The sequence below is a fragment of the Dapis brunnea BLCC-M229 genome (genome assembly GCF_050015995.1).
Lineage (GTDB): Bacteria > Cyanobacteriota > Cyanobacteriia > Cyanobacteriales > Microcoleaceae > Trichodesmium.
Genome location: NZ_JBNHEP010000020.1, coordinates 1 through 25,926, shown reverse-complemented (window position 1 = coordinate 25,926; position 25,926 = coordinate 1). Strand labels below are relative to the sequence as shown.

The 25,926-nt window shown below is 36.3% G+C and carries 25 protein-coding genes and 1 pseudogene; 15 read left to right on the top strand and 11 right to left on the bottom strand.

The window, feature by feature from the left end; all coding sequences use genetic code 11:
- Positions 1 to 1,337: 1,337 nt before the first annotated feature.
- The 6 genes and pseudogenes from ACP6PM_RS02035 (at position 1,338) to cobA (ending at position 7,154) form a co-directional block, all read left to right on the top strand.
- Entirely contained in the window at positions 1,338 to 2,036 is a 699-nt protein-coding gene (locus ACP6PM_RS02035) for a potassium channel family protein (RefSeq protein WP_426581377.1), read from the top strand.
- A 485-nt stretch (positions 2,037 to 2,521) separates the two neighbouring features.
- Positions 2,522 to 3,571, top strand: a complete 1,050-nt coding sequence (locus tag ACP6PM_RS02030; protein WP_426581375.1) for a homogentisate phytyltransferase — start codon at positions 2,522 to 2,524, stop codon at positions 3,569 to 3,571.
- 378 nt (positions 3,572 to 3,949) lie between these two features.
- A pseudogene (locus ACP6PM_RS02025) lies at positions 3,950 to 4,054 on the top strand (homogentisate phytyltransferase); the annotation flags it as partial.
- Positions 4,055 to 4,356: 302 nt separating this feature from the next.
- Positions 4,357 to 4,479, top strand: a complete 123-nt coding sequence (locus tag ACP6PM_RS02020; RefSeq protein WP_426581373.1) for a hypothetical protein — start codon at positions 4,357 to 4,359, stop codon at positions 4,477 to 4,479.
- Positions 4,480 to 4,510: 31 nt separating this feature from the next.
- Complete coding sequence (locus tag ACP6PM_RS02015) at positions 4,511 to 5,572, top strand: competence protein CoiA (protein WP_426581371.1); 1,062 nt, start codon at positions 4,511 to 4,513, stop codon at positions 5,570 to 5,572.
- Positions 5,573 to 5,597: 25 nt separating this feature from the next.
- Entirely contained in the window at positions 5,598 to 7,154 is a 1,557-nt protein-coding gene (gene cobA / locus ACP6PM_RS02010) for a uroporphyrinogen-III C-methyltransferase (protein ID WP_426581369.1), read from the top strand.
- 103 nt (positions 7,155 to 7,257) lie between these two features.
- Here the strand turns inward: cobA and ACP6PM_RS02005 are convergent, their stop codons facing one another.
- From ACP6PM_RS02005 to ACP6PM_RS01970, 8 genes are all read right to left on the bottom strand, one after another.
- Positions 7,258 to 8,445 (bottom strand): S8 family peptidase, encoded by a 1,188-nt coding sequence (locus ACP6PM_RS02005; protein ID WP_426581368.1) that lies wholly within the window; start codon positions 8,443 to 8,445, stop codon positions 7,258 to 7,260.
- Between the two features lie 395 nt (positions 8,446 to 8,840).
- On the bottom strand, positions 8,841 to 9,224 hold the full coding sequence (locus ACP6PM_RS02000; RefSeq protein WP_426581366.1) for a ribosomal maturation YjgA family protein: 384 nt from the start codon (positions 9,222 to 9,224) through the stop codon (positions 8,841 to 8,843).
- 139 nt (positions 9,225 to 9,363) lie between these two features.
- The gene (locus tag ACP6PM_RS01995) at positions 9,364 to 9,867 is read right to left on the bottom strand and encodes a hypothetical protein (RefSeq protein ID WP_426581364.1); all 504 of its coding nucleotides are present in this window, start codon (positions 9,865 to 9,867) and stop codon (positions 9,364 to 9,366) included.
- 456 nt (positions 9,868 to 10,323) lie between these two features.
- Positions 10,324 to 11,544, bottom strand: a complete 1,221-nt coding sequence (gene lpxB, locus ACP6PM_RS01990; RefSeq protein ID WP_426581362.1) for a lipid-A-disaccharide synthase — start codon at positions 11,542 to 11,544, stop codon at positions 10,324 to 10,326.
- Positions 11,545 to 12,419: 875 nt separating this feature from the next.
- Complete coding sequence (gene lpxA, locus ACP6PM_RS01985; RefSeq protein ID WP_426581360.1) at positions 12,420 to 13,247, bottom strand: acyl-ACP--UDP-N-acetylglucosamine O-acyltransferase; 828 nt, start codon at positions 13,245 to 13,247, stop codon at positions 12,420 to 12,422.
- 3 nt (positions 13,248 to 13,250) lie between these two features.
- Positions 13,251 to 13,775, bottom strand: a complete 525-nt coding sequence (gene fabZ / locus ACP6PM_RS01980; RefSeq protein ID WP_426581358.1) for a 3-hydroxyacyl-ACP dehydratase FabZ — start codon at positions 13,773 to 13,775, stop codon at positions 13,251 to 13,253.
- A gap of 464 nt (positions 13,776 to 14,239) precedes the next feature.
- Complete coding sequence (locus tag ACP6PM_RS01975) at positions 14,240 to 15,187, bottom strand: UDP-3-O-acyl-N-acetylglucosamine deacetylase (RefSeq protein ID WP_426581356.1); 948 nt, start codon at positions 15,185 to 15,187, stop codon at positions 14,240 to 14,242.
- A 639-nt stretch (positions 15,188 to 15,826) separates the two neighbouring features.
- A complete protein-coding gene (locus ACP6PM_RS01970) occupies positions 15,827 to 15,958 on the bottom strand; it encodes a hypothetical protein (RefSeq protein ID WP_426581355.1) in 132 nt (43 codons plus the stop codon).
- A gap of 24 nt (positions 15,959 to 15,982) precedes the next feature.
- On the opposite strand from ACP6PM_RS01970, the gene ACP6PM_RS01965 reads away from it, so the two are divergent.
- From ACP6PM_RS01965 to ACP6PM_RS01925, 9 genes are all read left to right on the top strand, one after another.
- On the top strand, positions 15,983 to 16,120 hold the full coding sequence (locus ACP6PM_RS01965; RefSeq protein ID WP_426581353.1) for a hypothetical protein: 138 nt from the start codon (positions 15,983 to 15,985) through the stop codon (positions 16,118 to 16,120).
- A gap of 36 nt (positions 16,121 to 16,156) precedes the next feature.
- Positions 16,157 to 16,288: a hypothetical protein gene (locus ACP6PM_RS01960; RefSeq protein ID WP_426581351.1), complete on the top strand. Its 132-nt coding sequence runs from the start codon at positions 16,157 to 16,159 to the stop codon at positions 16,286 to 16,288.
- On the top strand, positions 16,278 to 16,784 hold the full coding sequence (locus tag ACP6PM_RS01955; RefSeq protein WP_426581349.1) for an ISAs1 family transposase: 507 nt from the start codon (positions 16,278 to 16,280) through the stop codon (positions 16,782 to 16,784). Before ACP6PM_RS01960 ends, ACP6PM_RS01955 begins: the two co-directional genes overlap by 11 nt.
- Before the next feature lie 627 nt (positions 16,785 to 17,411).
- Positions 17,412 to 18,065 carry a response regulator transcription factor gene (locus tag ACP6PM_RS01950; RefSeq protein WP_426581348.1) on the top strand — a complete coding sequence of 218 codons (654 nt, stop codon included), beginning with the start codon at positions 17,412 to 17,414 and terminating at the stop codon, positions 18,063 to 18,065.
- An 18-nt stretch (positions 18,066 to 18,083) separates the two neighbouring features.
- A complete protein-coding gene (locus tag ACP6PM_RS01945; RefSeq protein WP_426581346.1) occupies positions 18,084 to 19,385 on the top strand; it encodes a sensor histidine kinase in 1,302 nt (433 codons plus the stop codon).
- A 147-nt stretch (positions 19,386 to 19,532) separates the two neighbouring features.
- A complete protein-coding gene (locus ACP6PM_RS01940) occupies positions 19,533 to 19,745 on the top strand; it encodes a peptidoglycan-binding domain-containing protein (protein WP_426581344.1) in 213 nt (70 codons plus the stop codon).
- Positions 19,746 to 19,763: 18 nt separating this feature from the next.
- Positions 19,764 to 19,985, top strand: coding sequence for a peptidoglycan-binding domain-containing protein (locus ACP6PM_RS01935; protein WP_426581379.1), 222 nt, complete (start codon positions 19,764 to 19,766; stop codon positions 19,983 to 19,985).
- A 206-nt stretch (positions 19,986 to 20,191) separates the two neighbouring features.
- Positions 20,192 to 21,412, top strand: a complete 1,221-nt coding sequence (locus ACP6PM_RS01930; protein WP_426581342.1) for an FAD-dependent oxidoreductase — start codon at positions 20,192 to 20,194, stop codon at positions 21,410 to 21,412.
- A 294-nt stretch (positions 21,413 to 21,706) separates the two neighbouring features.
- Entirely contained in the window at positions 21,707 to 22,333 is a 627-nt protein-coding gene (locus ACP6PM_RS01925) for a CHRD domain-containing protein (RefSeq protein ID WP_426581340.1), read from the top strand.
- Here ACP6PM_RS01925 and ACP6PM_RS01920 read toward each other — a convergent pair.
- From ACP6PM_RS01920 to ACP6PM_RS01910, 3 genes are all read right to left on the bottom strand, one after another.
- Entirely contained in the window at positions 22,326 to 22,880 is a 555-nt protein-coding gene (locus ACP6PM_RS01920) for an IS630 family transposase (RefSeq protein WP_426581338.1), read from the bottom strand. The genes ACP6PM_RS01925 and ACP6PM_RS01920 overlap by 8 nt on opposite strands.
- Before the next feature lie 28 nt (positions 22,881 to 22,908).
- Positions 22,909 to 23,298 (bottom strand): helix-turn-helix domain-containing protein, encoded by a 390-nt coding sequence (locus ACP6PM_RS01915; protein WP_426581336.1) that lies wholly within the window; start codon positions 23,296 to 23,298, stop codon positions 22,909 to 22,911.
- 65 nt (positions 23,299 to 23,363) lie between these two features.
- Entirely contained in the window at positions 23,364 to 25,718 is a 2,355-nt protein-coding gene (locus ACP6PM_RS01910; RefSeq protein WP_426581335.1) for a calcium-binding protein, read from the bottom strand.
- Positions 25,719 to 25,926: the final 208 nt, after the last annotated feature.

Below are 25,926 nucleotides of genomic sequence, written 5' to 3'. Positions count from 1 at the left end.
CCATTATCCATTATCCATTATCCATTATCCATTATCCATTATCCATTATCCATTAATGAAACACACCTACTTAGAGCTGGCTGAATAAATCTAGAACCCATAGATATTAGAAATTTCAATGCAGTAAAGCTTGAAAAATTGGCAGATACCGGATTAAATTAAGTTCAAAAACTAGAAATTTCTCCCAGTCATATGAGTAAAAAATACAGAGAAATAACACAGTTAAACTATTGCAGATTGCCTATTCCCCATTCCCTAAATTCAGTCATAAGAATTTTTCTAAAATTAACTTTTTTAGTAGTGGTCTGTGAATATTGATTTGATGGGTAAAGCTATTAAATTTTCTCCCTTGTCTACTTTCTCCATTGTCTTCCCAGTCACCATCTCAACCCATAATTTGAAAATTGACCACTAGATTTAGATAGAGTAACTGTCAGTCTGGTAACTTAAAGGAGTAGAGGAGGTGTCGGTTTAGCAATGCATAAAAATTAAATTTGAAGGCCAATTTTTCCCTCCAACAAATCCAATGTAGCAAAATTTGATGAAATTGATATATCTTGTTTTAATTTGGTATAAGTAGTTGTTCAAAACTTTTATTTAATTGATAGAATCTGACAATGTAAGCATTCAGCTATTGGCGGTTAGCATTGAGCAGTAAAAATCAAAGAGGGAGCACATTTTTTATGGATATCTAAAGTTAGCTGATTTCCTGTGAGCAATAGATTTGAATTTTAGCTCAATCTCTCAATATTGATTCTTTGTCAGAAACCTATGATACTAAGTCGAGTTATTATAGGCTAGTTAACTAAATTTCCCAATGTTGTCCTAAATGTAAAATAGTTTTAGATAGATTAGATAGAGATGAGAATGCTGCAATTAACATATTAAATAAAGCATTCAAAAGGTGGGTATAATCTTGTCTGCTTATGGAGACGTAGATATTAATCAGCCTGTGAAACAAGAAACTTCTTTGTTTGGTGAGCTTCCCGTTATAATCTCCGATTTAACGGAAGAGAACTTTATTCTTCTTTAGATCAAGACTTTGACTTTTTGAAATATAATATCAATTATCAAAAGTAACTGGAGACTTTGAGACTAGGTGAATCATAAAAAAAGTCAATGTTAGGAGTATCAAAAATCGAAATTTATGAATCGGTTTGGGAATATATTTTGGAGGCATTATATTTCTAGCTACTTTCGAGAATTAGTATAACCTTAGTCAATGGGATTTAGTATGAAACTGATGGGTTAAGTCTGAATGGTTACTTGCAAATAGATATTTGGAGGCAGCGTTGTATTTGCTATTCAAAAATAGAAGCTATAACGCTGAATTTTTAGTGAAATTATCATCTTGGAATTTTTGGCAAAATCTCCGCTCGGAAAATAAACAATTTGCTGTAATTGGTTTAGGCAGATTTGGTAGAGCTGTTTGTGAAACATTACACAATTTAGGTTATGAAGTCTTAGCTATTGATAGAGAAGAAAAAATGGTAAATCAGGCTATAACTGATGAAATTTCTTCTCATGCTTTTAAATTAGATTCAACAGAAATTAATGCCATTAAACAGGTTGGTATTTTAGACTTTGATACAGTAATTGTCGCCATTGGTAATTATTTGGCAGAAAGTATTACTACTACTCTTAATCTCAAAGAAGTAGGAGTAAAGTTTGTGGTGGCTAAAGCTTCTTCTAAAACTCATAAAAAACTGCTAGAAAAAGTTGGAGCAGATTATGTGGTTTTTCCTGAACGAGAAATGGGTTTAGAATTAGCACGATTACTAACTAAACCTAGAATAATTGATAAATTTGACATCGACCCAGACCATAGTATTGTAGAAATTATTGTACCGGATAAATTTGATGGTAAAACTATTGCTGATTTAGAAATACGTAATAAATATGGTTTAAATTTATTGGCAGTTAGTGCTGAGAGTGAAAAATTTATAATTAATCCTAAGCCAACTACAATTTTACAAAAAGGAACAGCAATAATTGTGCTTGGCTCTAATGAAGATATTAATCATTTGCCAAAGTAATAGGAAAATGATAAAAAATATATAGATTGTTGATTAAAATCAATGTAAAAATGCTATAGTAAATAGGGAAAAACAAAAATATTAAGCTATTTTTCACCATAAAATAGGATTGAATTCCTAACTCAAATATAGGTGCTTTTATGTGGTTATTTGGTGACAAAAAAACCACCTTGGCGATCTCCATAAATTTATATTCATGGCAGTATTCAAGTTTTAATATTTGGGGCTTACTGAAAAAGTATTATGGGTTAGGGTAGAGAATAGGGAATAAGCTGAAAAACAATAGTTTGGCTATGAATTTTTCTGCATTTTTCCTTAACCTAACTAGAAAAAATGTCATATTTTCAGATATATTTAGTCATGGATTTGTCACTTTTTTATAATTTTGTAGCACTTAAATCTCCGATATCTATCGGTTCTATAATTTTTTCAGGCAGCCCGATTTAGTTTATAAATAATCAAGGAAAAAATAATTTAAGGTAATTATGGGAGAATTTTCTAGTTATCAAGAGGCAAAATTTACAACTAATTTGGTGCAAAAATATTTGCCGTGGCTATATAGTTTTTGGAAGTTTGCTCGTCCACATACGATTATTGGTACAACATTAAGTGTGCTGGCTTTATATCTAATTGCTATAGGCGATCGCTCTAATTTTTTAACTCAATTTTCCTTTATATATAGCTTAATTCTGTTATTGGTAACCTGGATAAGTTGTCTATGTGGAAATGTTTATATAGTAGGATTAAATCAATTAGAGGATGTGGAAATAGATAAAATTAATAAACCTTATCTACCTATAGCTGCTGGTGAATTTTCTCGTTTTTATGGTCAAATGATTGTGGCAATAATGGGTGTTTTTGCTTTGAGTTTGGCTCTTATTTGCGGACCTTTTTTATTAGGTACAGTGGGAATAAGTTTGGCAATTGGTACCGCTTATTCTTTACCTCCTATCCGATTAAAAAGATTTCCTGTTTTGGCAGCGTTATGTATTTTTACTGTGCGAGGAGTAATTGTTAATTTAGGCATATTTTTAAGCTTTGTTTGGGGATGGGAAAAATTTGAGGAAGTCTCAGGAAGTTTAAATAAATGGATGGGAGAATTAGGTGAAATAATTCTACTTAAAAAAAGCTTGATAATTCCAGAAATTCCTCCGACAGTATGGGCACTAACTTTGTTTGTGATAGTCTTCACTTTTGCCATTGCTATTTTTAAGGATATTCCAGATATTGAAGGAGACCGTCAATATAAGATCGATACATTTACGATTAAGTTAGGAGCATTTGCTGTCTTTAATTTGGCAAGGTGGGTATTAACAATTTGCTATATCGGAATGATTATTTTTGGTGTAACTTGGTCGGCAAATATTAATTTAATTTTTTTGGTAATAAGTCACTTATTACCTTTGAGTATAATGTGGTGGTTTAGTCAAAAAGTAGACCTGGAAGATAAAAAAGCGATCGCTGATTTTTATCAATTTATTTGGAAACTGTTTTTCTTAGAATATCTAATTTTTCCCATAGCTTGTCTTTTGTAAGTTAAAAGTTAAAAGTCAAAAGTCAAAAGTCAAAAGTAAGAAAATTTATAATTTTGTCTGATTTTTAACAACTAGACTCCCCAGAAATTGGAGATAGATATTTAGTACTAATTTGAAAAAAGAATATTATAAATGATGCAATTACTGATTTTATTGATCGGCAAAAATGAATGATTTGACCAAAATAAACTGGTGAATATTGCCAAAAATATTCCTGGAGTTGAAAATATCCGAGAAGGAGAATTTATCGGTTATATCCTGGAGTTTGAATTTAGGTAGGAAGAGGATTTTACTACAGTGCATCTAAGTGGCGATCGCCAAACTATTAGTATCTCTGGATTAGGAGATGCCAGCTTAAAAATTGCTTTGTCAATTCAAAAAGTAGACCTGGAAGATAAAAAGGCGATCGCTGATTTTTATCAATTTATTTGGAAACTATTTTTCTTAGAATATCTAATTTTTCCCATAGCTTGTCTTTTGTAAGTTAAAAGTCAGAAAATTTATAATTCCGACTTAGAAAACTTCTAAAATGGTGCTTGAGTCATCCCCAGAAAAATGAACTGCACGAAAAATATTAGATTTTAACTATTTGAGACTGTGGAGTAATTATCTAAAATTAACTTCAGAATTAGAAAAAGCTTTTGATGAAACAAACTTGAATTGATATTACTAAACTGGGAAACTCTATATTCAGTTAGAGATTACTTTTAACTTTTGACTTGTGCCTAACTCTATAATTGGAAAGATTATAATTAGGTAGGTGGGGAAATTTACAAGTAGGTCAAATGTGGTGGCATAGTCAAAAAGTAGACCTGGAAGATAAAAAGGCGATCGCTGATTTTTATCAATTTATTTGGAAGTTATTTTTCCTATGGCTTGTCTTTTATCATACCCATAATAGAAGGTAAAAATTTAGGATTTTATTTAACCATTAAAATTATGCCATTAAGAGCTATCTTAGATAATCAAGAATTATTAGCCCCACTACTATCTGATGAGCAATGGGAAGAATTAAAACAAAAAAAAGTTCAAGTTATTTTACCTTGTTGTGAAGCAACAGGATATTTAAGAAACTCAAAACTGGGAACTAAGCATTTTGCTCATAATAAGAAAGATGGATGTAATTATAAATCAGAAACATGGCAACATCTTTTATGTAAAACAGAAATTGCTAGAGCTTGTAAAGATATGGGTTATGAGGTTAAAACTGAAGCAAGTGGAGTAGATTGGAGAGCAGATGTTTTAGCTACTAAGGAGATAAAAAATCAATTAGTTAAACTTGCTTTTGAAGTTCAATGGAGTCCTCAAAGCTTAGAAGAAACTCAACAACGTCAACATAAATATATCAGAGATGGGATTCGTTGTTGCTGGTTATTTAAGAAGTTACCAATATTGAAGCAAAGAGAAGATTTACCTATGTTTCAATTAATTGAGGAACCTGAAAATATTGCTGTAAAGGTTAATCAAAACTCCTTCCAAATATTTGATTTTATTACTGCTCTTTTATCTTCCCATTTTAAGTTTTCTCCATTTTATCAATATAAAAAACAGCAGCATATTAAAATTAGGTTTTTTCCTGTTAATTGTTGGAAGTGTCACCAAAAACATTATATTTACTATGTTGAGACTAAGCCTTATGAAACTATATGTGGTTATAACAAATTAATATATCCACCTATAGATAAGATTCAATTTATCCCTGAAATAATAGATAAAGCTAATGAATATTTAAAGGCTGAAGAAGCTCAACGTCACAATATAAAAATGGGCAAAATTAAACCTCGTTATAGCAGAAAAGCTAGAAGTTCAGAAATTTCATTTGGTTGTTATTATTGTGATGCAGTATTTGGAAATTATTTTTATCCTCAAGAAATTTACAAAGCTAAGTCTAGCAATACTCAACATATTGATTTTGAAACAACTGTTAATATCCCTTTAGAAAATAACGATATTCCTCATTGGTGCTATTCCCCAACTAAAGATTTTTGTTGTAACTACTAATTTGGATTTACTTACTCATATAAATATGACTAAATTGCTAGGAAAAGTATATATTGTTGGATCTGGACCTGGAAATAAAGAATATTTGACTGTCAAAGCACATTTCCTAATTACTCAAGCAGAAGTGTTAATTTATGATGCCTTAGTTGATGACTCTATTCTAGAATTAGCACCAGAAAATTGTTTAAAAATAGAGATGGGTAAACGTGGCGGTAAAGCTAGTATCTCTCAGTCAGAAATTAATAGTTTGTTAGTAGAAAAATGTCGTTTAGGCAAACAAGTAATCAGACTAAAAGGAGGAGATCCTTTTATTTTTGGTCGTGCTGCTTCAGAAATTCAAGCATTAATTGAAGCTGATTGTGAATTTGAAGTTGTACCAGGAATTTCCTCTGCATTAGCTGCACCTTTATTGGCAAATATTCCTCTGACAGATGCAGTAATGAGTAGAGCTTTTGTAGTCTTAACTGCTCACGATATAGAAGCATTAGACTGGGAAAAAATATCTCAGATTGAAACTTTAGTAATTTTAATGGGGGGAAAAAATTTAGGTGAAATTGTACATCAGTTATTAAGACATGAAAGAACGCCTCAAACTCCTGTCGCTATTATTCAAAATTGTGCGACTCCTAAACAACAAATTTGGATTGGTACTTTAAGCGATATTGTTAAACAAACTTATGCTGAATATTTATCCCCTTGTGTGATAATAGTGGGGGAAGTAGTCAGACTAAGAGATTATTTAAAGTATCCAAATAATATGGTTAGAGAAAAGTCAGAAGTAAAAGCAGAAATGGCACCTTTAGCAAATAAAACTATTTTAATAACTCGTTCAGCAGGTCAGTCGAGTAAGTTTACCGAACGTCTAAAAAAGGAAGGAGCAAAAGTAATTGAAATGCCAGCTTTAGTTATTACTCCGCCTTCAAGTTGGCACGATTTAGACGTTGCTATTACTAATATAGATAGTTTTGATTGGTTAATTTTGACTTCTACAAATGGAGTAGATTATTTTTTTGAAAGATTGACAGAGAAAGGTAAAGATAGTCGTGCTTTAGCTGGGGTAAAAATAGCAGTAGTTGGTAAAAAAACGGCAGAAAGTTTAAAGAGTTGTGGTTTAGCACCAGATTTTATTCCACCTAATTTTGTTGCTGATTCTTTAGTGGCAAATTTTCCGGACAAATTGAGTGGGAAAAAAGTTTTATTTCCCAGAGTAGAAACTGGTGGTCGGGAAGTTTTAGTGAAGGAATTAAATAGTCAAGATGCAGAGGTAATAGAAGTAGCTGCTTATGAGTCTAATTGCCCAGAAAATATTGTACCCGAAGCTTTGTTAGCTCTACAGAATCGTCACATAGATGTTATTACTTTTGCTAGTTCTAAAACTGTCAGAAATTTTTGTTATTTAATTTCAGAAAATAAGGATAAGTTACCCGAAGATTGGTTAGAAAATATTTGTATTGCTTCTATCGGACCTCAAACTTCTCAAAGTTGTCACAGTTTATTAGGTAGAGTAGATGTCGAAGCTCAAGAATATACTTTACATGGGTTAACTGAAGCTATTATTGAGTGGGTGGGAGTTAGAAAGTAAAAGCTTGTCCTGGAGAATGTAGGATATACTTTGGTTTTCAGCTCCCTTTCCACTGCTCGTCCTTCAGACTCTATACCTAGAGATTCTCGCCGACCTAGCTAAATTAACTCTGAGGAGCTTGTACTATTCCAGTCCCAATATTATCTATTTCCTGACCAGAAGCAAGAGACTTAAGTGTTCCGCTGGAAATCAGTCGTGACATTAATACTTGATTATTAACCCGCCCTGTGGACGCTAATTGACGTTGTCCCCATAAAGCTGCAACTCCAGCAACATGAGGTGTGGCCATGCTAGTTCCACTCAAGCTACTAAACCCACCACCTACTTTGGCTGATATTACATCCACCCCAGGAGCACAGATATCGACTTGGTCATTAGAAAACCTGGCTACAGAAAAACCACTAGCACTTTCTTGTAAAGCTCCCACCGCAATTACCCCTGTTCCAGCAGCAGGCGGAGCTACCGAAACCTCATAACTGGGACGGTTACTTTCATTTCCTGATGCAGCCACAATAATTGTTCCCTGACCAAACAATCCATGAGCTTGGACGAAGCGGGATAGTTGTGTGAAAAGATTGATATTGGCACGATATTCCTCTAAAGCAATTGAGGTGGCAGCTTCTATTTCCAGTCCTCTTTTAGTCAAATATGTTACATACCCAGGGAAATCAATACCAAGGGACATCGAGATTACATGAGCCCCTTCATTGACTGCCCATTGAATCGCTTTAGCGATGGTGAGCGATGACCCTCCTCCTGCTCCTAAGACTTTACCAATCAAGGCTCGCTTGATGTTACGAGCAACACCAATACGAGTTCCCTCAACATCTTGACCAAAGATTGTCCCAGCACAGTGAGTTCCATGACCATTCAGATCATTATCCGACTCAGTTGTAAAGTTCTTTTGAACCAGTTCTACCCCAGTAAAAGCTGGATGAGAAGGATCGATTCCTGTATCAAGTACGGCCACAGTAATGTTGCTACCATCGAAGGGAGAACTATTTGCACCAACAGCTTCTATCCCCCAGGTAGACCCAGCAGTCGGAGTAGCTACGTCCTTTGATTCTACTGGTGCAATCAGTTTCAAGGGCAAAGCTGGTGCGAGAGCAAGAGTTCGGGGGTCACGCCGTAGGTTATTGTGTTCGGAGTGACTAAGTTCAGTTTCCTCAACTTCCAGTTGTTCAGGAGCTAATTCAAAAGTCCCAGCACCTCTTCTGATCCCTAAATTATCTGTTGTCGGTACTAGAATTTCTCGGCTTCGGAGGATGGTATATTTAGTTCCTTTTAACATAAATTTTGCTCCTTTTGAAATTAATTTCACGAATTCGGTATATAACTCCGCTAGTCCTAAATATGAAATATGCAAGGATAGAAGGTAGTGACTTCTCCCGAGGCCGAATCCAAGATTACGGGGCGGGCTTTTTAACCTCGCAGTTAAGCATTTCTGCGTAGCATTTACCTATGAGCTGACGCTCACCTGGCAGTACGCTATTAGCAGACAGTTTCATCCCCCGTTGCCCACGGGTACTAATTCCAAACCCCCTCATCTCACCATTATTATCTATTATATATGTCACAAAAAAGATTGTCCATTAATTCAATTACAGGCTCAAGTCCTCAAACCTATATCAGATAATACTTCTGGTTTTTGCAATTGCCAAATTTGTGATAAATACAGGATTAGTATTACTTTTCAGACATGGTGTAACGTAAAACTATCCAAGTCAATGTACAGCCTAATATATAGTACAAAAAATCCCACCAGACAAAAGTATTTCCTAACAACAGCCTGCCAATTAAAGTAGCTCTAATAGCTTGTAAAAAAGGTGGTTTCCATAATTGGAGAAATTCTAGAAATGAGGTGACAAGAAAAACCCAAAAAGCAACCAAACCTGGAGGAAGTTGAGGTCGAATAAAAATCGCTAATAAAATCCAGAATGCTTCATAAAAAATCGAACTAAAAGAATTGTTCAGCCATTCAGAAAAAATCCCTTCATAGAACTTAGTTGCCAAACCTAAAATTACAGTAAAAATCAAACATATTAAAATAATAATTCTGTATTTTTTCATGTTAACCTACCATTATGCACTTCAAAAGGTAGTATAAAAAAACTTCAAAAGGTAGTATAAAAAATAAGGAGTCAGGAGTCAGAATAAAAATGGTACAATTGCTCCTAACTTCTGAATTCAGAATTCTGAATTCAGACTTCTAATTATATGGTGCAGGTAAACAAGAATCAGTCAACAGCCACCTAGAATAACCTTGGTGATAAGCATCAATATAAATTAACTGTTGTCTTAATTCTGCTAAACCTAACTTATTCATCCCCATTTCTGTAAATTCATTTAATCCAGCTTTTGCTCTCAAACAACCATCTTGAAACCCTATAGCTTGCAAATATATTTCACTTTTATTTATACTCATGTACTCACCTAAGTCAATTTGAAACTGTAGATAACCGCGAAGATAAGCATCAGCATAAATTTTCTGTTCTATTATTTCTACTAGGTTTAGTTTCTGAATTCCTGCTTCTATGAATTCACCTAAACCAGATTTAGAACTCTGATAACCATCAATAAAGCCTTGAGCTTCAAGGCTATTTCTTGTTTCTATAGAAACAATGTTACTCCTGATTTCTCCAGCAAAAATTGGTTTTTCAATAACTATTACAGAACTCAGCAACAGAAATGTTTTGCCAATAACAATCAACAATTTATACAATATTTTTTTTGTTTTCTTTCCTATTTTATATAACAAGCAAATATGTTTTAAATAAAACCCAAACAAGAAATAAATACTATTCATATAAGCTTATAGAATATTTTTGCTCGTTTGATGATTAAACATTAATATTTATGTTTAAAACTAACTCCAATTATTTATAAGGAAATTTACATCAAAAGTAAGTACAATGTATGTGATGTTAATCACTAGCAGCTCAAGATGTTAATCACCAGTAGCTCAAACCATTTAGTATTACTCAGACATTTTATGGTCGAAAAAATGACTGAATTTCAGTCTAGATAAGGGAATTACGTTGATGGGATAAAAATGACTGTTTGCACAGAATTCAGTAGGAAAGCTTTGCGCTAGCAAAACTCACCCTATTGCCTAGATTTAATATTCCTTTTACAAACAGTCTCTTATTAAATTATCTGAAAAATATTTTTATTTTCTGGTTAAAACTAGATCCAAAATTGCTTTAGCAGCTCGATGGCAAACTCCTTCTTCTCCTAAAGATTGACGCATTTCTTGATAATCAGTTAATGTCTGAGCGCGGCGTTGAGAATTTAATAAAAGTTCCAAAGCTTCAGAAACAATCTTTTCAGGAGTAGCATTTTCTTGAAATAATTCTGGCACAATAGACTTCATTTGTACCAAGTTAGGTGGAGACATAAATGGAATCGAAAACCTCAAAATATTCCTAGCAATCCAAACAGTGATAGGATTAACCTTATATATTACGACTTGAGGTACATTTAGCAAAGCTATTTCCAAATTTACAGTACCAGATTTAGCGATCGCTAAGTCCGCTCCAGCCAGAATTTCTAAATTATTACTCTCTAGTATTTCTTGACTATTTTGTGGCAAAGCTGGATAAATTGTTGCCTGTAGTTGATACTTTTTAATTGCCTCTTCAATGGGATAACGATAAGTCTCTAAAGATAGAGGAATCAAAAAATGAACTTGGGGTAATTTTTCCTGAATTATTTGAGCCGCTCGAAAAATTATAGGCATTAAATACTTAACTTCTTGTTGTCTAGATGCTGGTAATAAAGCGATCGCCAATGTATCTGGAGCTATTCCCAAAGCGCTACGAGCTTTTTCCCTAGTAGGAGCCATTTTTATTCTATCAATAATCGGGTGACCTACCCAAGTAACCTCAGCTCCTTGTTGCCGAAAATAATTTGCCTCTCCTGGAAAAATAGCCAAAAGTTTATTTGTCAAATTAACTATTTTAGCTGTTTTATCCTTTCCCAGAGACCAAACCCATTCTTGAGGAGCAATGTACCAAATAATCGGCAAATTCCGCCAAGTTTTACGAATATAATTACCAATACTAAGATTCGGCCCCATGTAGTCTATCAAAACAACTATATTAGGAGATTCGTTGTGTAGATATTCCTTAGCTTTTTGTTGAATTTTCAGAGTAGGGAAAACAAAAGGCAAAGATTCAATAATTCCTACAGAGCCAATTTTAGTTGTATTTCCCAATAAAGTAGCACCAGCAGCAGCCATCCGCTCGCCCCCCAAGGCCACAATATCCAAATTTAAACCCTGAAGTTGAGCTTGACGGTAGAGCGCTTCAACTAACAGGGCACCTTGTAAATCTCCAGAAACTTCACCTGTACTAATAAAAATTTTGACGGGAGATATGGAATTAGGCATTGGTAATTTCAGTTATTAGTTATGGCTTGCTGATTAATTCTCGCGCGTATTCACAGATAAAGGCTTTAGCATTTTTTTGGTTGAAAAAAGTGCTAGCTTTTTACACCAAAAAGCTCAAAAAACTAGTATTTTCGGCTGGCTATGGCAGAAAAATCAAGGAACAATTCTCCCGACTAACTCGTCTATAATTCCCATTTCTCCTGTACGTCGCCAAGGAGACGGATCCCCTACCTGAGGACTGAGGACTGAGGACTACCTTTACCAAAAGACTTTTTCAGCAAACCCTAATCATCAACTATATCATGTCTCTTTGAATACCCACAATAAAAATTTTAGGGAGTAGGGAGTAGGAAGTAGGAGGAATTTTTAAAGATAATATGCTTGGGGTGAGGAGAACATTTTTATGATGGCGTTCTTAATTAAGACTTGATTAACAGCAAAATTTATAGTAGACCGACACAACTAAAACTGTGCAGACCGCTTTTTTAGTATAATTCTTGTTATTATAAGGTTTGACCATTTTTTTCTGATGCAACATTTAAAGTATGTCACGCCAATAGTGTGTCTTATAGACGGCTAAAATTTAGGCTGTGAAAGGCATTTAACAACCTGTCGTAACGCACCATTTTATAGAACCCATTTGCTACTCGATCGAGATTAAATTCGCTATACAGCAGATTTCCAGTATATGAAATACAAATATTAAAGTTCAAACCCTTGTGCCATCTATCAGAGAGTTTCTTTTTTTCACTGTATCTACCAACATTGTATCTACCAAAAACTATATTAGACATCTCCAATAGTAAAAAATCCAATCAATTATTTCCCTCTACTCCCTACTAACTACTCCCTACTCCCTCTTTTTTGGAGAGGTATTAATAATCAGGCTCCTCTAATCTTGCTGTCTTCAACATTTTTCCCGGCATTGGTCCACGACGTTTAGACCCAAGAGACAGACTTAAAAATTGATGTAATTGTTGTATATACTTATTATCTGAAAATAACTCTAATTCCTTTAAAGCTTCACTCAGAGGTTTGCCAGAACGGTAGATAGTTCGGAAACCCTTTTTCAATATTGCCAAATCTGAACTGGTCAAACCAGCACGCTTTAATCCCACTAAATTGAGCGATCGTAGCAAACAAGGATTTCCCTCCACCAACATAAACGGAGGCACATCTCTAACTATCTTGCTCATACCGCCAACCATTGCCATTTTGCCAATATGAACAAACTGATGAATACCCAAAACCCCACCAATTACAGCTTTAGACTCAATTTTGACATGACCTGCTAAAGATACAGCATTAGCTATGACCACAGAATCTTCAATAATACAGTTATGAGCCACATGAACATAAGCCATAAGCAAATTGCCATTACCAATAACGGTACTCTCTCCTGCATAAGTAGCACGGTTAACCGTAACAAATTCCCTGATTCGGTTATTGTCGCCAATTTTTAACCCACTTGGAACCCCTGTATATTTTAAATCTTGTGGCTCTAGACCAATAGCTGCCCCTGGAAAAATTCGATTACCAGAGCCAATTTCTGTTGGACCTTCAATCACAACATGAGCGCCAATAGTAGTTCCTGCACCTACCTTGACCTGTTCCCCTATTACAGCATAAGGACCCACCTGTACAGTGGGATGTAGGTTAGCACTTTCAGAAATAACTGCTGTTGGGTGAATCAGAGTAGGCATATTTCAATCCATCATTGAAAACATCAAGTCCCCTTCTGCAACTTTTTGACCATCCACTTCTGCAATACCTCGCATTTTGGCAAACCTACCACTTTTAATGGACAGTAATTCTGTGGTTAATATTAATTGGTCTCCTGGTACTACTGGACGACGAAATCTAACCTTATCCATAGCTGCAAATACAAATAATCCTTCCTGAATATCGGGCATTTGAGCAAATATTATACCTCCGACTTGAGCCAATGCTTCTATGATTAACACCCCTGGCATAATTGGTCTTCCGGGAAAATGTCCTTGAAAATGGGGTTCATTAAAAGTAACATTTTTCATTCCAACTGCTTTTTCTCCGGGTACATATTCTATTATGCGGTCTACTAAAGCAAAGGGGTATCGGTGGGGTAATAGCTTGTGAATCTCTTCAATAGTCAGAATATTTGCCTCAGTAGTTGCAGCGTCTTGATTTTGCTGAGTCTGAGGATTTTCTGTGGTGGCTATCGAATCAGTTGTAGTTTCTTGAGAGGTTGACATTTGTATGGTTATTGATTGGCGGTTTTAATCATACCATTTAGAGGGGTAATCCTAATATTAATTTATACAGGACTTAGGCAAGGTATGAGTTGGAAAAACTAGGTATATTGACATCCTCCCCGGCCTATCTGACATACAGGGAATCTGCTCTCTAGGAAACTAAGACGTTATAGTTTTGATCCACACTTATATCTGTATATCTGAGATATATTTCCTTGTCAGGGAGAATTTTATCTCAGTTAGCTACAGTATCTGTGGGTAAGATACCTGCACTCTGATTGGTTTTAACATTAAATATTTGTATCTGACATATTTGGAATTTACTCTCTACAAAACTAAAACGTTATAGTTTTGATCCATACTTATATCTGTATATCTGAGATATATTTCCTTGTACAGGGAATTTTATCTTAGTTAGGTACACTACTCGCGGGCAAGATACTCGCACCACAGAGGTTTTAACATTACTGCCCAGGCGACTGGTATAGCCCTGAAATTTTTTGAGCTAATTGGATATGTAATTTATGACTAGCTTTGTAAGCCAAATAATGACCTTGAGGAAAATTTCCCAATAAACTCAAATCTCCAATTAAATCTAATATTTTATGACGTACTGGTTCATTTGTAAATCTTAAAGGCGGATTTAACCATCCAGACTGACCACAAACCAAAGCATTTTCTAAAGTACCACCTTTGATTAAACCACCTTCTCGCAATTGGTCAATTTGATGGGCCAAACCAAATGTCCGAGCTGGAGCAATACAGTCAGCAAAATTGTCTTTTTCTGGATACCAACTATGCCATTGATTACCAATAGCTGGTAAATCAAAATCTATGCCGTAAGTAAATCTAGTTTCTGGACTAGGTAAAGCGGCAACAAAACTATCCCCCTGATATATCCAGACTGGTTGAGTTATTAGGTGTGGGGTATCAGTATTTTTAATTTGTGTATCTGTGCTTTGATAAGAGTCTTGCTTATTTTTGTCATCCCCCCATATCCCCATCTCTCCATCTCTCCATCTCCCCATTTTACTATCTCCCCCCTTTGCTTCTACCAATCCTACAGAAGCGATCGCCTCCGCCCAGATTTTGGCCGAACCATCTAATAAAGGAATTTCTGGGCCATCAATTTCTATTCGAGCATTATCTATGCCCATTCCTGCCAAAGCAGCTAATAGATGTTCTGTAGTACGGATATGAATATCTCCAATGCCTAATTCTGTAGAGAGAGTCGTAGAAACTACAGAAGAAACTAGAGCTGGAATTACTGGATAATTAGGCAAATCAACCCTGACAAAATATTTACCTGTATTTTGAGGAGCAGGCATAACCTTAATATGAGATTTTATACCACTATGTAAACCCACTCCCGACTGTGAAAATTCTGCTGCTAAAGTATATTGATAATTCATAATTCTTGTAATAATTTTTGAGCCTCGATAGGAATCCTAAATTATTTATAAATAATCCCAAAATAATGTAATATTACTCTACTTTTTTTTGTTCAATATTTACTACTACAAAAAGCTGCATCGCAAAACAAATTTTTAAAAAGATTTGCTCCAATTCATTTCAGACCCCTATATCTATCATTTTTTCCTCTTAACTTCTTCCCTCTTTCTTCTTTATTAATTATTAGCGATCACCACTTGATACTTGTTACCAACTTTCTTGAGATTACAGCGCTTTTAAAATTGATGAACCACATCGCCACAACCAAAACCCTGTAGGGGCGAATCGCCATTCGTTCCTACTGTGGTCTACTAATAATCAAAACCACTGTAAAGTAATTACCAGATTTTAACCAATAGTGGAAACTGATATTTATCTGTCATTGTTTCATGATTTTAATAATATAATCACCATATTGTTTTTTTATGTATCAATATTTGAAAGATACATATAATGACCTAACTATTATCCAATAAATGTAAAACTATTTGTTCTAAAAATCTTTGAGAAATTGGTTGAATAAATTTATCTAAAGGATTCAAATCAACAATATATTTGCCTACTTTTATTCCAACCGGTTCTAAATGCTTGCCGGAGATTTATTGATGTAATAACCCCCGATTTTTCAAGGTATTTATTAACCAAATTACATCACTTTTATCTTGAATTTCTTTACTTTTTCCTCGATCTGTAATACTACCTGCAATAGTATCTTGAGAAAAAGAAATCATAGAAATTAACTGAAATAAATTACTATGTTCAATCAAAGATTGGGTCTGTTTTCGATCTGTTTACACCACCTTTCAAAGCAAGGGGGCATGGCAGTAGGGGTCGTTTCTTTCATAGAAGAGCGATCGCTTCAACGTAAAATTATTGTAGACCAAGCATTATAGTCTAATTTTGCCAGTTAAGTTGTGTAAGTCCCATTAGTGACTATTGATGCTATGGGATGTCAAAAAGAAATTGTTAAACAAATTACAGAACAAGAGGCTGACTATGTAATTACCTTGAAAAAAAATCAAGGTTATTTTTATCTGCATAGTAGAAAAATTGCTGAATAAATTATATAAAAATGAAGCAGAAAAAAGCCCACAAAGTGATTATTGTAAATCTGAGTTAACTCATGGTCGTATCGAAGGCCGATACTATTATATAGTGAGTAATATTGGGGATGAAGTCGATCCATTTAGCGAATGGAAAAATCTCAAATCAATTGGCTTTGTTGATTATTTTCGGTCTGAAAAAGATGGAAAAATTACTTGTGAACGAAGATATTATATTAGTAGTTTATCAAATAATTCAGAAATTTTAGCTGAAGCTATACGAGGCCATTGGGGAATTGAAAATCAATTAAATTGGGTTCTGGATGTTCAATTTCAAGAGGATGATTCTAGAATTAGAACAGATAATGCTCCCGAAAAATTGGCAGTAATTAGACAAATAGCATTAAATTTATTAAACCAAGAAAAAACTGTAAAAACTGGCATGAAAAATAAACGAAAAAGAGCTGGATGGAACAATAATTACCTCCTGAAAATTTTATTCAACTCACAATAAATCATAAATGCAAATAAGTAAAAATATCCAGTAGGATTATTTTCTCATCTTGTGAAGTGGTAGGACTATTATTTGTTTCACTTCGATTACTAAAGAGTGATTGCAGATAGTATAATCAACCATAAAAATCAAATATTATTATTTGATAATCCTCAAAAAAAAGTGATTGCAGGTTGTGATGTCAGCAATAACAGTCAAAAAAATTGTAATTTAATAAATTCAGGTTTACTCTATCTTTTTCCAAAAGTCCAGCTATCAGGATAAAATTAATGGTGGCGGATATATGGTCAATATTGACTAGGACATTTTTGACGTGAATGTTTTTGAAAAACTATTTATATTTATGTATTCTGGGCGAGGGTTTTTAACTGTTGTCTATAATCTGGTATTATCCATATTTTATGCTACTAGGATTCACGCGCTGAGTTACACCCAAATAGCCAGCAAAAAACCATTATGGCTACACGCGCTTTGTAGCCTGTCATGCCTACAATAGACCTCTTGCAAAAGTTTAAATTAAATCAATTCAAAATCTGAAGTGAACAATTTCATCCCCCTATTCCCTCCATACCTATTCCCTGACTTCTGCAAGAAGTCTAATGAACGGTGTAATTTATTTTACTCAAAATGAATATTCAACAACCAAAAATTCTCATTGTTGATGACCATCGCTTACTGTTAAATGGAACTATTAGTTTGGTAAGCGATCGCTTTGGGGATGCCCAAATATTCTCAGCTCAAACCGTGCAAGAAGCTCTTACACAAGTTGCCAAGCATTCTCCCGATTTAGCGATCGCCGATTTGTCTATTCCCCAGGAATTGGGAACAACTGCCCAAATAGAGAATGGATTGGGCTTACTCAAGCAATTAATGCAAGATTATCCGCAACTTAACTTGATGGTGCAAAGTAGTAGCATCAAAGCATTAGTTCGCCTCATACCTGAAATTGATGCCCATCAAGGAGGATTTACAATCGCGGATAAAAGCGAAACTATAGAAATTTTTTTAACTCGGATGGAATGGGCGATGCAAGGACTTACTCATACTAAGGATTTACAAACCGACTTGGAAGTAAAACCTGAGTGGTTGGAAGTGTTGCGACTTGCTTTTGAAGAAGGTTTGCAAGATAAAGCTATTGCTCAATCAATGCATAAGTCAGAACGTATGATTCGTCACTACTGGTCGAAAATTCAGGATGTATTGGGAATTTATCCTGAACCTGGAAAAAACATTCGAGCTTTAACGCAAATCCGTGCGCGGGAAAAAGGTTTACTAGACTGATTACTGATTGAGGATATTATGTCTACCATTTTAGATCCCCAAAGTAAACTAAAGCGTCGAATGGTTCTAGCTGTTTTGATTTTGACGGTTGTAGGTACAACTATTGCCACTATCATCCACAGGTTGGAACTCAATCCCTACCCGCTTGATCTAATTATTCCTCCCCTGTTCGCAATTACATCTTTAATATTACTGATACGTCTTTATACAAAACCCGATAGCTTGCAACAAGTAATAAATCTGAGTATACTTCAGAGTGTAATGTTTGTTGTGATGCCCTGTTGGTTTTACTCTCTCAAGGCATTCACCTCATCCAAAATTAGTCTTGTAGATAATTTACCACCCATATCCTCAATATCGTTCATGTTGATGACGTTTATGTTGATAACCCTGCGTCCCCAACGATTAATAAAGGCGACTATACTCGTCTGGATAGGTGTTGCTGGACCTATTGTAACCTACTTAATTTTTAACCAAGAAGAATTATATTCCCTACGAGGGCTAGATTTGCTCATCTCCTTCGGACCAGTAATGGGGATGCAAACTGCACTTGTTTTTTTGCATAATCGTCTCCAGTCAATAGTGGAAAGCTTGTATGCCGAACGTCTCCAATATTATGCTCAAATCATAGAGCGGCAGAGTATTCGCCAAAAGGCTTTGGAACAAGCTTTTACCCAAATTCATAATGGACCACTACAAACCCTAGCACTACTGCAAAGAGATGTGCAAAGGGGGCAGATATCTCAAGCAGAATTTTTACAGCGTTTGAACGAACTCAATACTGAAATTCGCGCAGTGGGACGCAGTTTTACAGATGAAAATAATACAGCTAGTAAGTCAGTAAGCTCGCCAGAAAGTTTAGAATCTGCTACTTCTGAAAATTATCTTCGCTTGGGGGAAGGAACCTCTATCGACCTAAATCTTCCCTTTCATAATTTACTTTATGAAGTATATTCCCTAACCCTTAAACGTAATCTTCCTTGCTTCCAAACTATTCGAGTTAAAGTACGGAATTTTGCACCTATTACTCAATCTTCCCTCACCTTGGAAATGAAACGCGACTTGTGTTTGTGGTTGGAGGAAGCTTTGTGTAATATAGGTAAACACGCTAGTGGTGTAACTCGAATTGTGGTTACGGGGGAAGAACGCGAGGGTAATTATATTCTTAAGGTACAGGATAATGGCTGTGGTTTAAAGCCAGGAAACGAACAACAAGGTACAAAACACAGCTATTTATTAGCAAAAAGATTTGGAGGAAAATTTCGTCGGGAGTCTTTACCTAAGGGAGGGGTCATTTGTGAACTCTCTTGGAAGGTGTGAGAATTGCCGAAAAGTGCAATGACTAATGGTCAGAAATTACCATAAGCTTTGTCCGTAACTGTCAATGATTTCTCCTTAAAATTGAATGATACTTAAATTGTTGAACAAAACAACGATTAAATTAATCTAAAAAACAAGGAGAAAATTATGTTTACTGCAACTCAAACCACCACCAGTCGTCCAACTCTTAGCCTTGGTAGCACTGGTGAAGATGTAAAAGATTTACAAACAGTTTTGAATGCCACTGTTGCTGACAATAGCCTATTAGTTGATGGAGTATTTGGTAATCTGACAAAGGAAGCTGTCATGGTTTTTCAAAAACAGTATGGTTTAACCATTGATGGAATTGTTGGTGACTAAACTTGGGCAGTAGTAGATATAATTGTCCGCGCTACTCTGTGTTTTGGTAGCACGGGAGAAGATGTAGAATATCTACAAAGACGGTTAAATGGTATTGGATTTGGTTCTTTGGTCGTTGATGGAATATTTGGTGTAGCAACAGAATCAGCTGTGAAGAAATTCCAAAAATACTATGGTTTAACTGCGAATGGAATTGTTGGTAGTCAAACTTGGAATCAATTAGAATCCATTGATGTTTAGAGCTTAATTTACTCATCAATACTAATATTGGCAAACGCTAATTTATCATCGCTATTAACGATTAAATTAATGCGATTAATAATGAGCAGTTAATTAAAATATGCTGTGCGGATATTTCATCAGGATGCTCTTCGATGATTCGATGAGCATCAGCAGATGAGCTTATGACTGGAAGCCCATTTGAAACCGAATCAAGGAGAATAATAATGATGACGAATCAAACAAGTAAAATCGCTATTATTGGCGGTGGTCCAGCCGGACTGGTCTCTGCTATTGCCTCTGCACGTCGAGGCATCCATACAACTGTTCTCGAACGGGACCCACATCCCGCAGACACTTCTCAATTTAATCCCGATCGGTCATACCCTATTGACATCACCGGGCATGGGTTGAAGGCGCTACGCTACATTGAAGCCACAGATGTCTTCGATGAGTATATGCTTCCCTTTAGAGGGATCAAAGTATTTAACGGCTTAGTGACTGAGGAATGGAAAGAGCAAGGTTGGACGGGATCGCGCGGTGACATCCTCCGCTCATTGATGACTGTTGTGGAGCGAGACTATGGCGACTGCATTGACTGCCGATTTAACACCCAAGTTGAAGAGGTCAATGTGGAAACGGGAGAGGTTTCAATTAAACAAGATGGGCAAAGTGACACCTTGCAGTTTGACTTTTTGATTGGTGCGGATGGTGGCGGCTCACTGGTACGGCGAAAGATGGAGCAGCAATTACCCTGCATAATAACTGAGTATGGAGAAATCCCGAACTACTCAACAATGCTCGAACTCGATCAAAACACAGGACATCTCGATCCGCACTATTTACATGTATTCGGAGGTTTACCGATAGTTTTAGTTGTTGGTGCAATTAGTGGTCGAAAAGCCGATAGCTTGCGCTGGTTTTGCAGCGTGGGCTCAGACCATGAACTGTCGTTGAACGGGGTTGAAGATGCCCGTGCCCTGCTCAAACAACATGCTCCCGATGTCCTAAAAATGGTCAGTGACGATTCGCTCGCCAGTTTTGTAACGCGGAAGACCTACCATATTGGTAGGATGGTTTCTTGCTCGCAACTACACGGCGGACGGGCAGTGTTGTTGGGCGACGCAGGTGCACCGTTTCCACCCATCGGTCAGGGAATAAATGCTGCGATGGAGTCGGCGATAGTACTGGATCAATGCATTGAGAGGTTCGAGATCGAGCACCTCCAGGAAGCCGCTGCCCAGTACAACAAACACTGGAAGCCAGAAGCAGATGCTGTGACATGGATAACTCGCAAAGTGACTTATGGAAAGCGCAACCACATGTTTCGTCTGTTGTTGACCGTGCCCTTTGGCATCAATTTGCTCAGTAATGCCAAGAAAGCAGAGATGTCGTACTCTGATGTTCAGAAACAGGGTCAAAATTGGGGCTTTGTATGGAATTGGTAATGTCACTATACCCAAAAGCTGTCAGCCCCCTGGAAGCATAACCAAACCTGAGTTTGGGATAAGGAAAGGGGCAGGTAGTAAGCTGAAAATAGCGTAAAATTCAGCACCTGCCCTATGTTTAGTTTAGAAGAATTATTCTGCCACGTAATGGAATTGTTGGCAGTCAAACTTGGGCTAAATTAGAAACTATCGATGTTTAGTGTTTGGTTTTGATGCTTTTACTTCAATTTTTGACTCAGGGGATAAATATCCCCTGTCGAATTCCTCAACAAATTATTTGCAGAAAAAGATTCAATGAATACTAAACTTTTATCGAGCATCATAGTTATTTTTGTGGTTTTGTTGTTGTTTATTCCTGGAAAAACATTTGCAGCAACTCAAACCCAATCTGTTACACTCACACCAAGTAATGGAGAAGAAATCGGCTTTGTTTACGAAGCATTTTTAAATCCCAACCAGGAACCAGCTGATGAGGAAGATACACCCCCTTTTGCTCCCAAAGAATTTTTATCTACAGCACCCTCTGTACCAAGAAATCAGCGTAAATCTCGGGGACATGGAATGCTAAGGATTACCAATGACCTGAGTAAAGCCTATGTGTATGTCAACACAGAAAATGTCAATCTTGAAGATATTAATATGTTTCATATTCATTGCGGTAGACCCGATCAACTTGGTCCTATACTAATTGATTTTGGTAATTCTTCTAATATCCAGAAAAATTCTGCAGATGGTACTTTTGAAGTAGAACTTAGAAATGAAGATATTGAAAAGGTATCTAATTCTGGACATGGGATTGTAGGTGCTTTTACTGCGGGATGTCCAATTGTTCCGGGTATACCTGGTGATGTCAAAACAATTGCAGGGATGCAATACATAGCCCAAAAAGGAGAACTTTATTTTACAGCGGTTTTCATATGAATAAACCACAATGTTCAAACCAACCTATGGCATCATCTTCAGTAATTTGAGCGATGTAGCTGCCGCTAGGCTCCGCCAACGCTTCGCTGATAACTCGATCTAATTGTTCTTGAGTTCGAGCTTGACGAGAGCGCAGAAACTCTTTGAATTTTGACCAACATAGTTCGATGGGTGACAAATCAGGTGAGTACGCAGGTAAGAAGATTAACTTGGCTCCTGTGGAGGAAATTAACTCTTGAATTCTAGAACCTTTGTGGACACTTAAATTATCCATCAGTACAATTGCCCCTGGCCATAGTTGAGGTACTAAAATCTGCTCTATATATGTTTCAAATACATTTTTATTTGTACTACCAATTACTGTCATTGATGCAATTAAACCATCCAGACTTAAAGCTCCTAAAACACTTGTATTCTTACCTTTATTTCTAGGGGCATTGCTGACTACTCTCTCTCCTACTTTTCCTCGACCATAAAGACGAGTCATCCCTAGATTAACTCCTGATTCGTCAACAAAAACTAAATTCTGTATATCTACTAAATCCAACCATTTTCGATAGTCATAGCGTTTTTGTTTAATATCTTCTCTCTCTTGCTCTGAAGCATAAAGACTTTTTTTTTCTACTTATATTGAATTTTTTTAAAATTCGATACATTGTTGATACACTCACTTTGACTCCGGTTCTAATTTCTAAATATTCGCATAACTCACAAAGTAAAATATCTGGTTTTTGTTGGATTTGCTGCTGAATTAAAGAATCAAAATTGCCATCAATTTTAATCTTTGGTCCTCCTCCATGTTGCTTTGGATTTACAGTTCCTGTGGTTCTATAATGCCGTAATAAATTACGGACAAAAGTCAAGCTAACTTGAAATCTTTGCGCTATTTGACGTTGAGAACCTTCTTGATTTTGATAGGCTCTAATCACACGAATACGTAAATCTCGTGAATATGGTCTGGCCATTTTTTTTTCTTCGGCGTTGGCGGAGCCTAGCGGCAGCTACATCGCTCTGGATAACTATTTTCTCTTTAATTACATTTTACACTTTTGTGGTTCACCCATATGAAAAGCGCTGTAAGGCTACTGATACCAAACTCACTTTTATCGATCTCAATCTTATCTCCTTCACCAGCAGTGAAGTCGAGAATTTTGTCGACACTATCCTGTCTTGATGCATAGTAACCGTAAACAAAAGTATCGCTCCCATAACCACCAATCAAAATGTCGTCGGCAAAAGCGCCTTGGAAACGATCGCTGCCGTCTCCTCCGAATATCATGTCACGACCACTTCCACCGAAGGAAGTATCATTACCTTTACCACCATAAATATAGTCATCCCAGCCAAAACCTGATAAGTTGTTATTGCCATCATTACCGATGAGAAGATCCTTATTGTGATTTGCGCCAGAAGTGTCCTCTTTACCAATGAATTCAATATTCTTGAAAACATCTGCTACTTCAGAACTAGAGATACCGTTCAGGGTAGCAACTCGCTGATTGGAGAAATCAATAGTCAGATTATCACCAGAGAGATTGTAACGAAGATTTACTACATTATTATTAAAGTACTCTTTAAGATCAATCTGAATCTTATCCCCCTGATCAGCGCTGAAGTCTGTAATGGTATGACTTCCACCAGACAGAACAAAGGTATCGCTACCACCATTTCCTGTCAGAGTATCGTTACCCATTGTTACTAACGAACTATTGAGCTGAACATCATTACCGTTTTCATCTACTACATAGTTACCTCTTCCAGTTGACAATACGTTCGGTTCATCGTCTCCTTTAATACTGTCAGCATTATCGCTACCAATAATATGCTCAATGCTGTACAATTTGTCTTGGCCACCAAACCCATTATCACTGGCTTTAGCATAACGAGTATCGCCATCAGTAGTAAAATCTGATAAATCGACTGTGACATCACCTGCAGCATGGATATATGATACAGTATCTGCGTCATGACCTCCATCTATATAGTTGTTGCCAGCACCACCATAGAAGATATCTTTACCATCAAATCCCCTCAATTCATCATTGCCAGCATTTCCTGGTGAAAATGATGTTCCTCCTAAATTATCCAATTGGTATCCAGCAATAACATCATCATGGTTAGTTCCATACAAGTATTCATCCTCATTACTACCCTGCATATTATACCCGGAATAAGCACCCAATACCAGAAATTTATTACTTCCTAAGTTTTCTAAATCTGCGGAATCGATATTCAATGTAGTGCTACTTTCGGTTCCTAGAGTGGCACCATTTGAATCAATGTAGATCGCATTTTGCTTGAGCATATTAGCTATGGATGCTTCAGCTTTACTGTCATAGGAATCAGAAGCATCCTCAAAAACAGTCCCCGCATACTCAAGATCAAGAGTAGCAAAAATATCAGAGGTGGATGTGTCGTATTTGAAAGCAAGGGTATTCTTTGTATTGCTATCATCTGAAATATATACGGTTTGGTCTACAGGGATAATGACGACGTCTTCTCGGAAGTTGAAGTCTTTAATAGTAGCAGAAGCTGTTTTATTTGGCCGATCCAGTCTTGATGTTTGACCATTCATTACTCCCTTAGTGACATCAAAGATCATGGGCACAATTTCTTTAGCAATCTTCAATTTGGGAGCAAAAACTGTGAATCCTAAGTCAGTAACATCTCCTGCCATACTCAAACCGAGGTTCATCCAGTCGATTTTCATACCGCCACCTGCAGTATCGGCAGCTTCACCAAGGAAAAAGGTATCTGCATCTGCACCACCGTCTAGGACATCACTAGCTCCATTACCGAGTTTACCACTGTAGAGTAAATCTGCACCAATTCCTCCATAGAGAGTATCCCTACCATCCTGGCCAAACATAATATCCGCATCATTTTCGCCATACATCAGGTCAGCACCATCTTGGCCATACATCAGGTCATCATTGTTTCCACCATAGAGGGTATCGTCTCCGTTTCCACCAAACATCACGTCATCATTGTTGTCACCATAGAGGCTATCGTCTCCGGCTCCAGCGTAGAGGGTATCGTTACCATCTTCTCCCCGAAGCAGGTCTTTTCCAGCATCTCTGTTCACGGTAGTGAACTGTCCAGTCGGGAAAGAATATCCATTATCACTGTTTGGATCGGTGGTTTCATAACCACCATAGAGGATATCGTTACCAGTTCCCCCATAAAGACTATCGTTCTCATCACGTCCGATTAATGTGTCTGCACCTCCGTTACCACTGATACTATCTTCGTGATGCCAGGTGGCTTTATTTTTACCCCCTGCACCAAATACAAAAAAGGTCTTACTGCTTTTCTTTCCTGTGATATAGTTGTCGTTGTCATTACCATCTTGGGTTTTTTCCCTAACATTCCAACTAATTGTCATTGTTCTTTTCTCCTTTGTGTTTAATTTGTTACTGTAGGAAGAGGTTGTTCTCTTTCCTTTGATGTTGCTTGTTTAATTCAACAATTTGATTATTATTCAACTTCAAGGGAAAGTCATTGACATTTACAGACAAAGCTGATGGTAAGTTTTAACGTATCCACTCAATATGATGGGGTAGGGAATGATTATAACTGCCAAGAGCAACTAA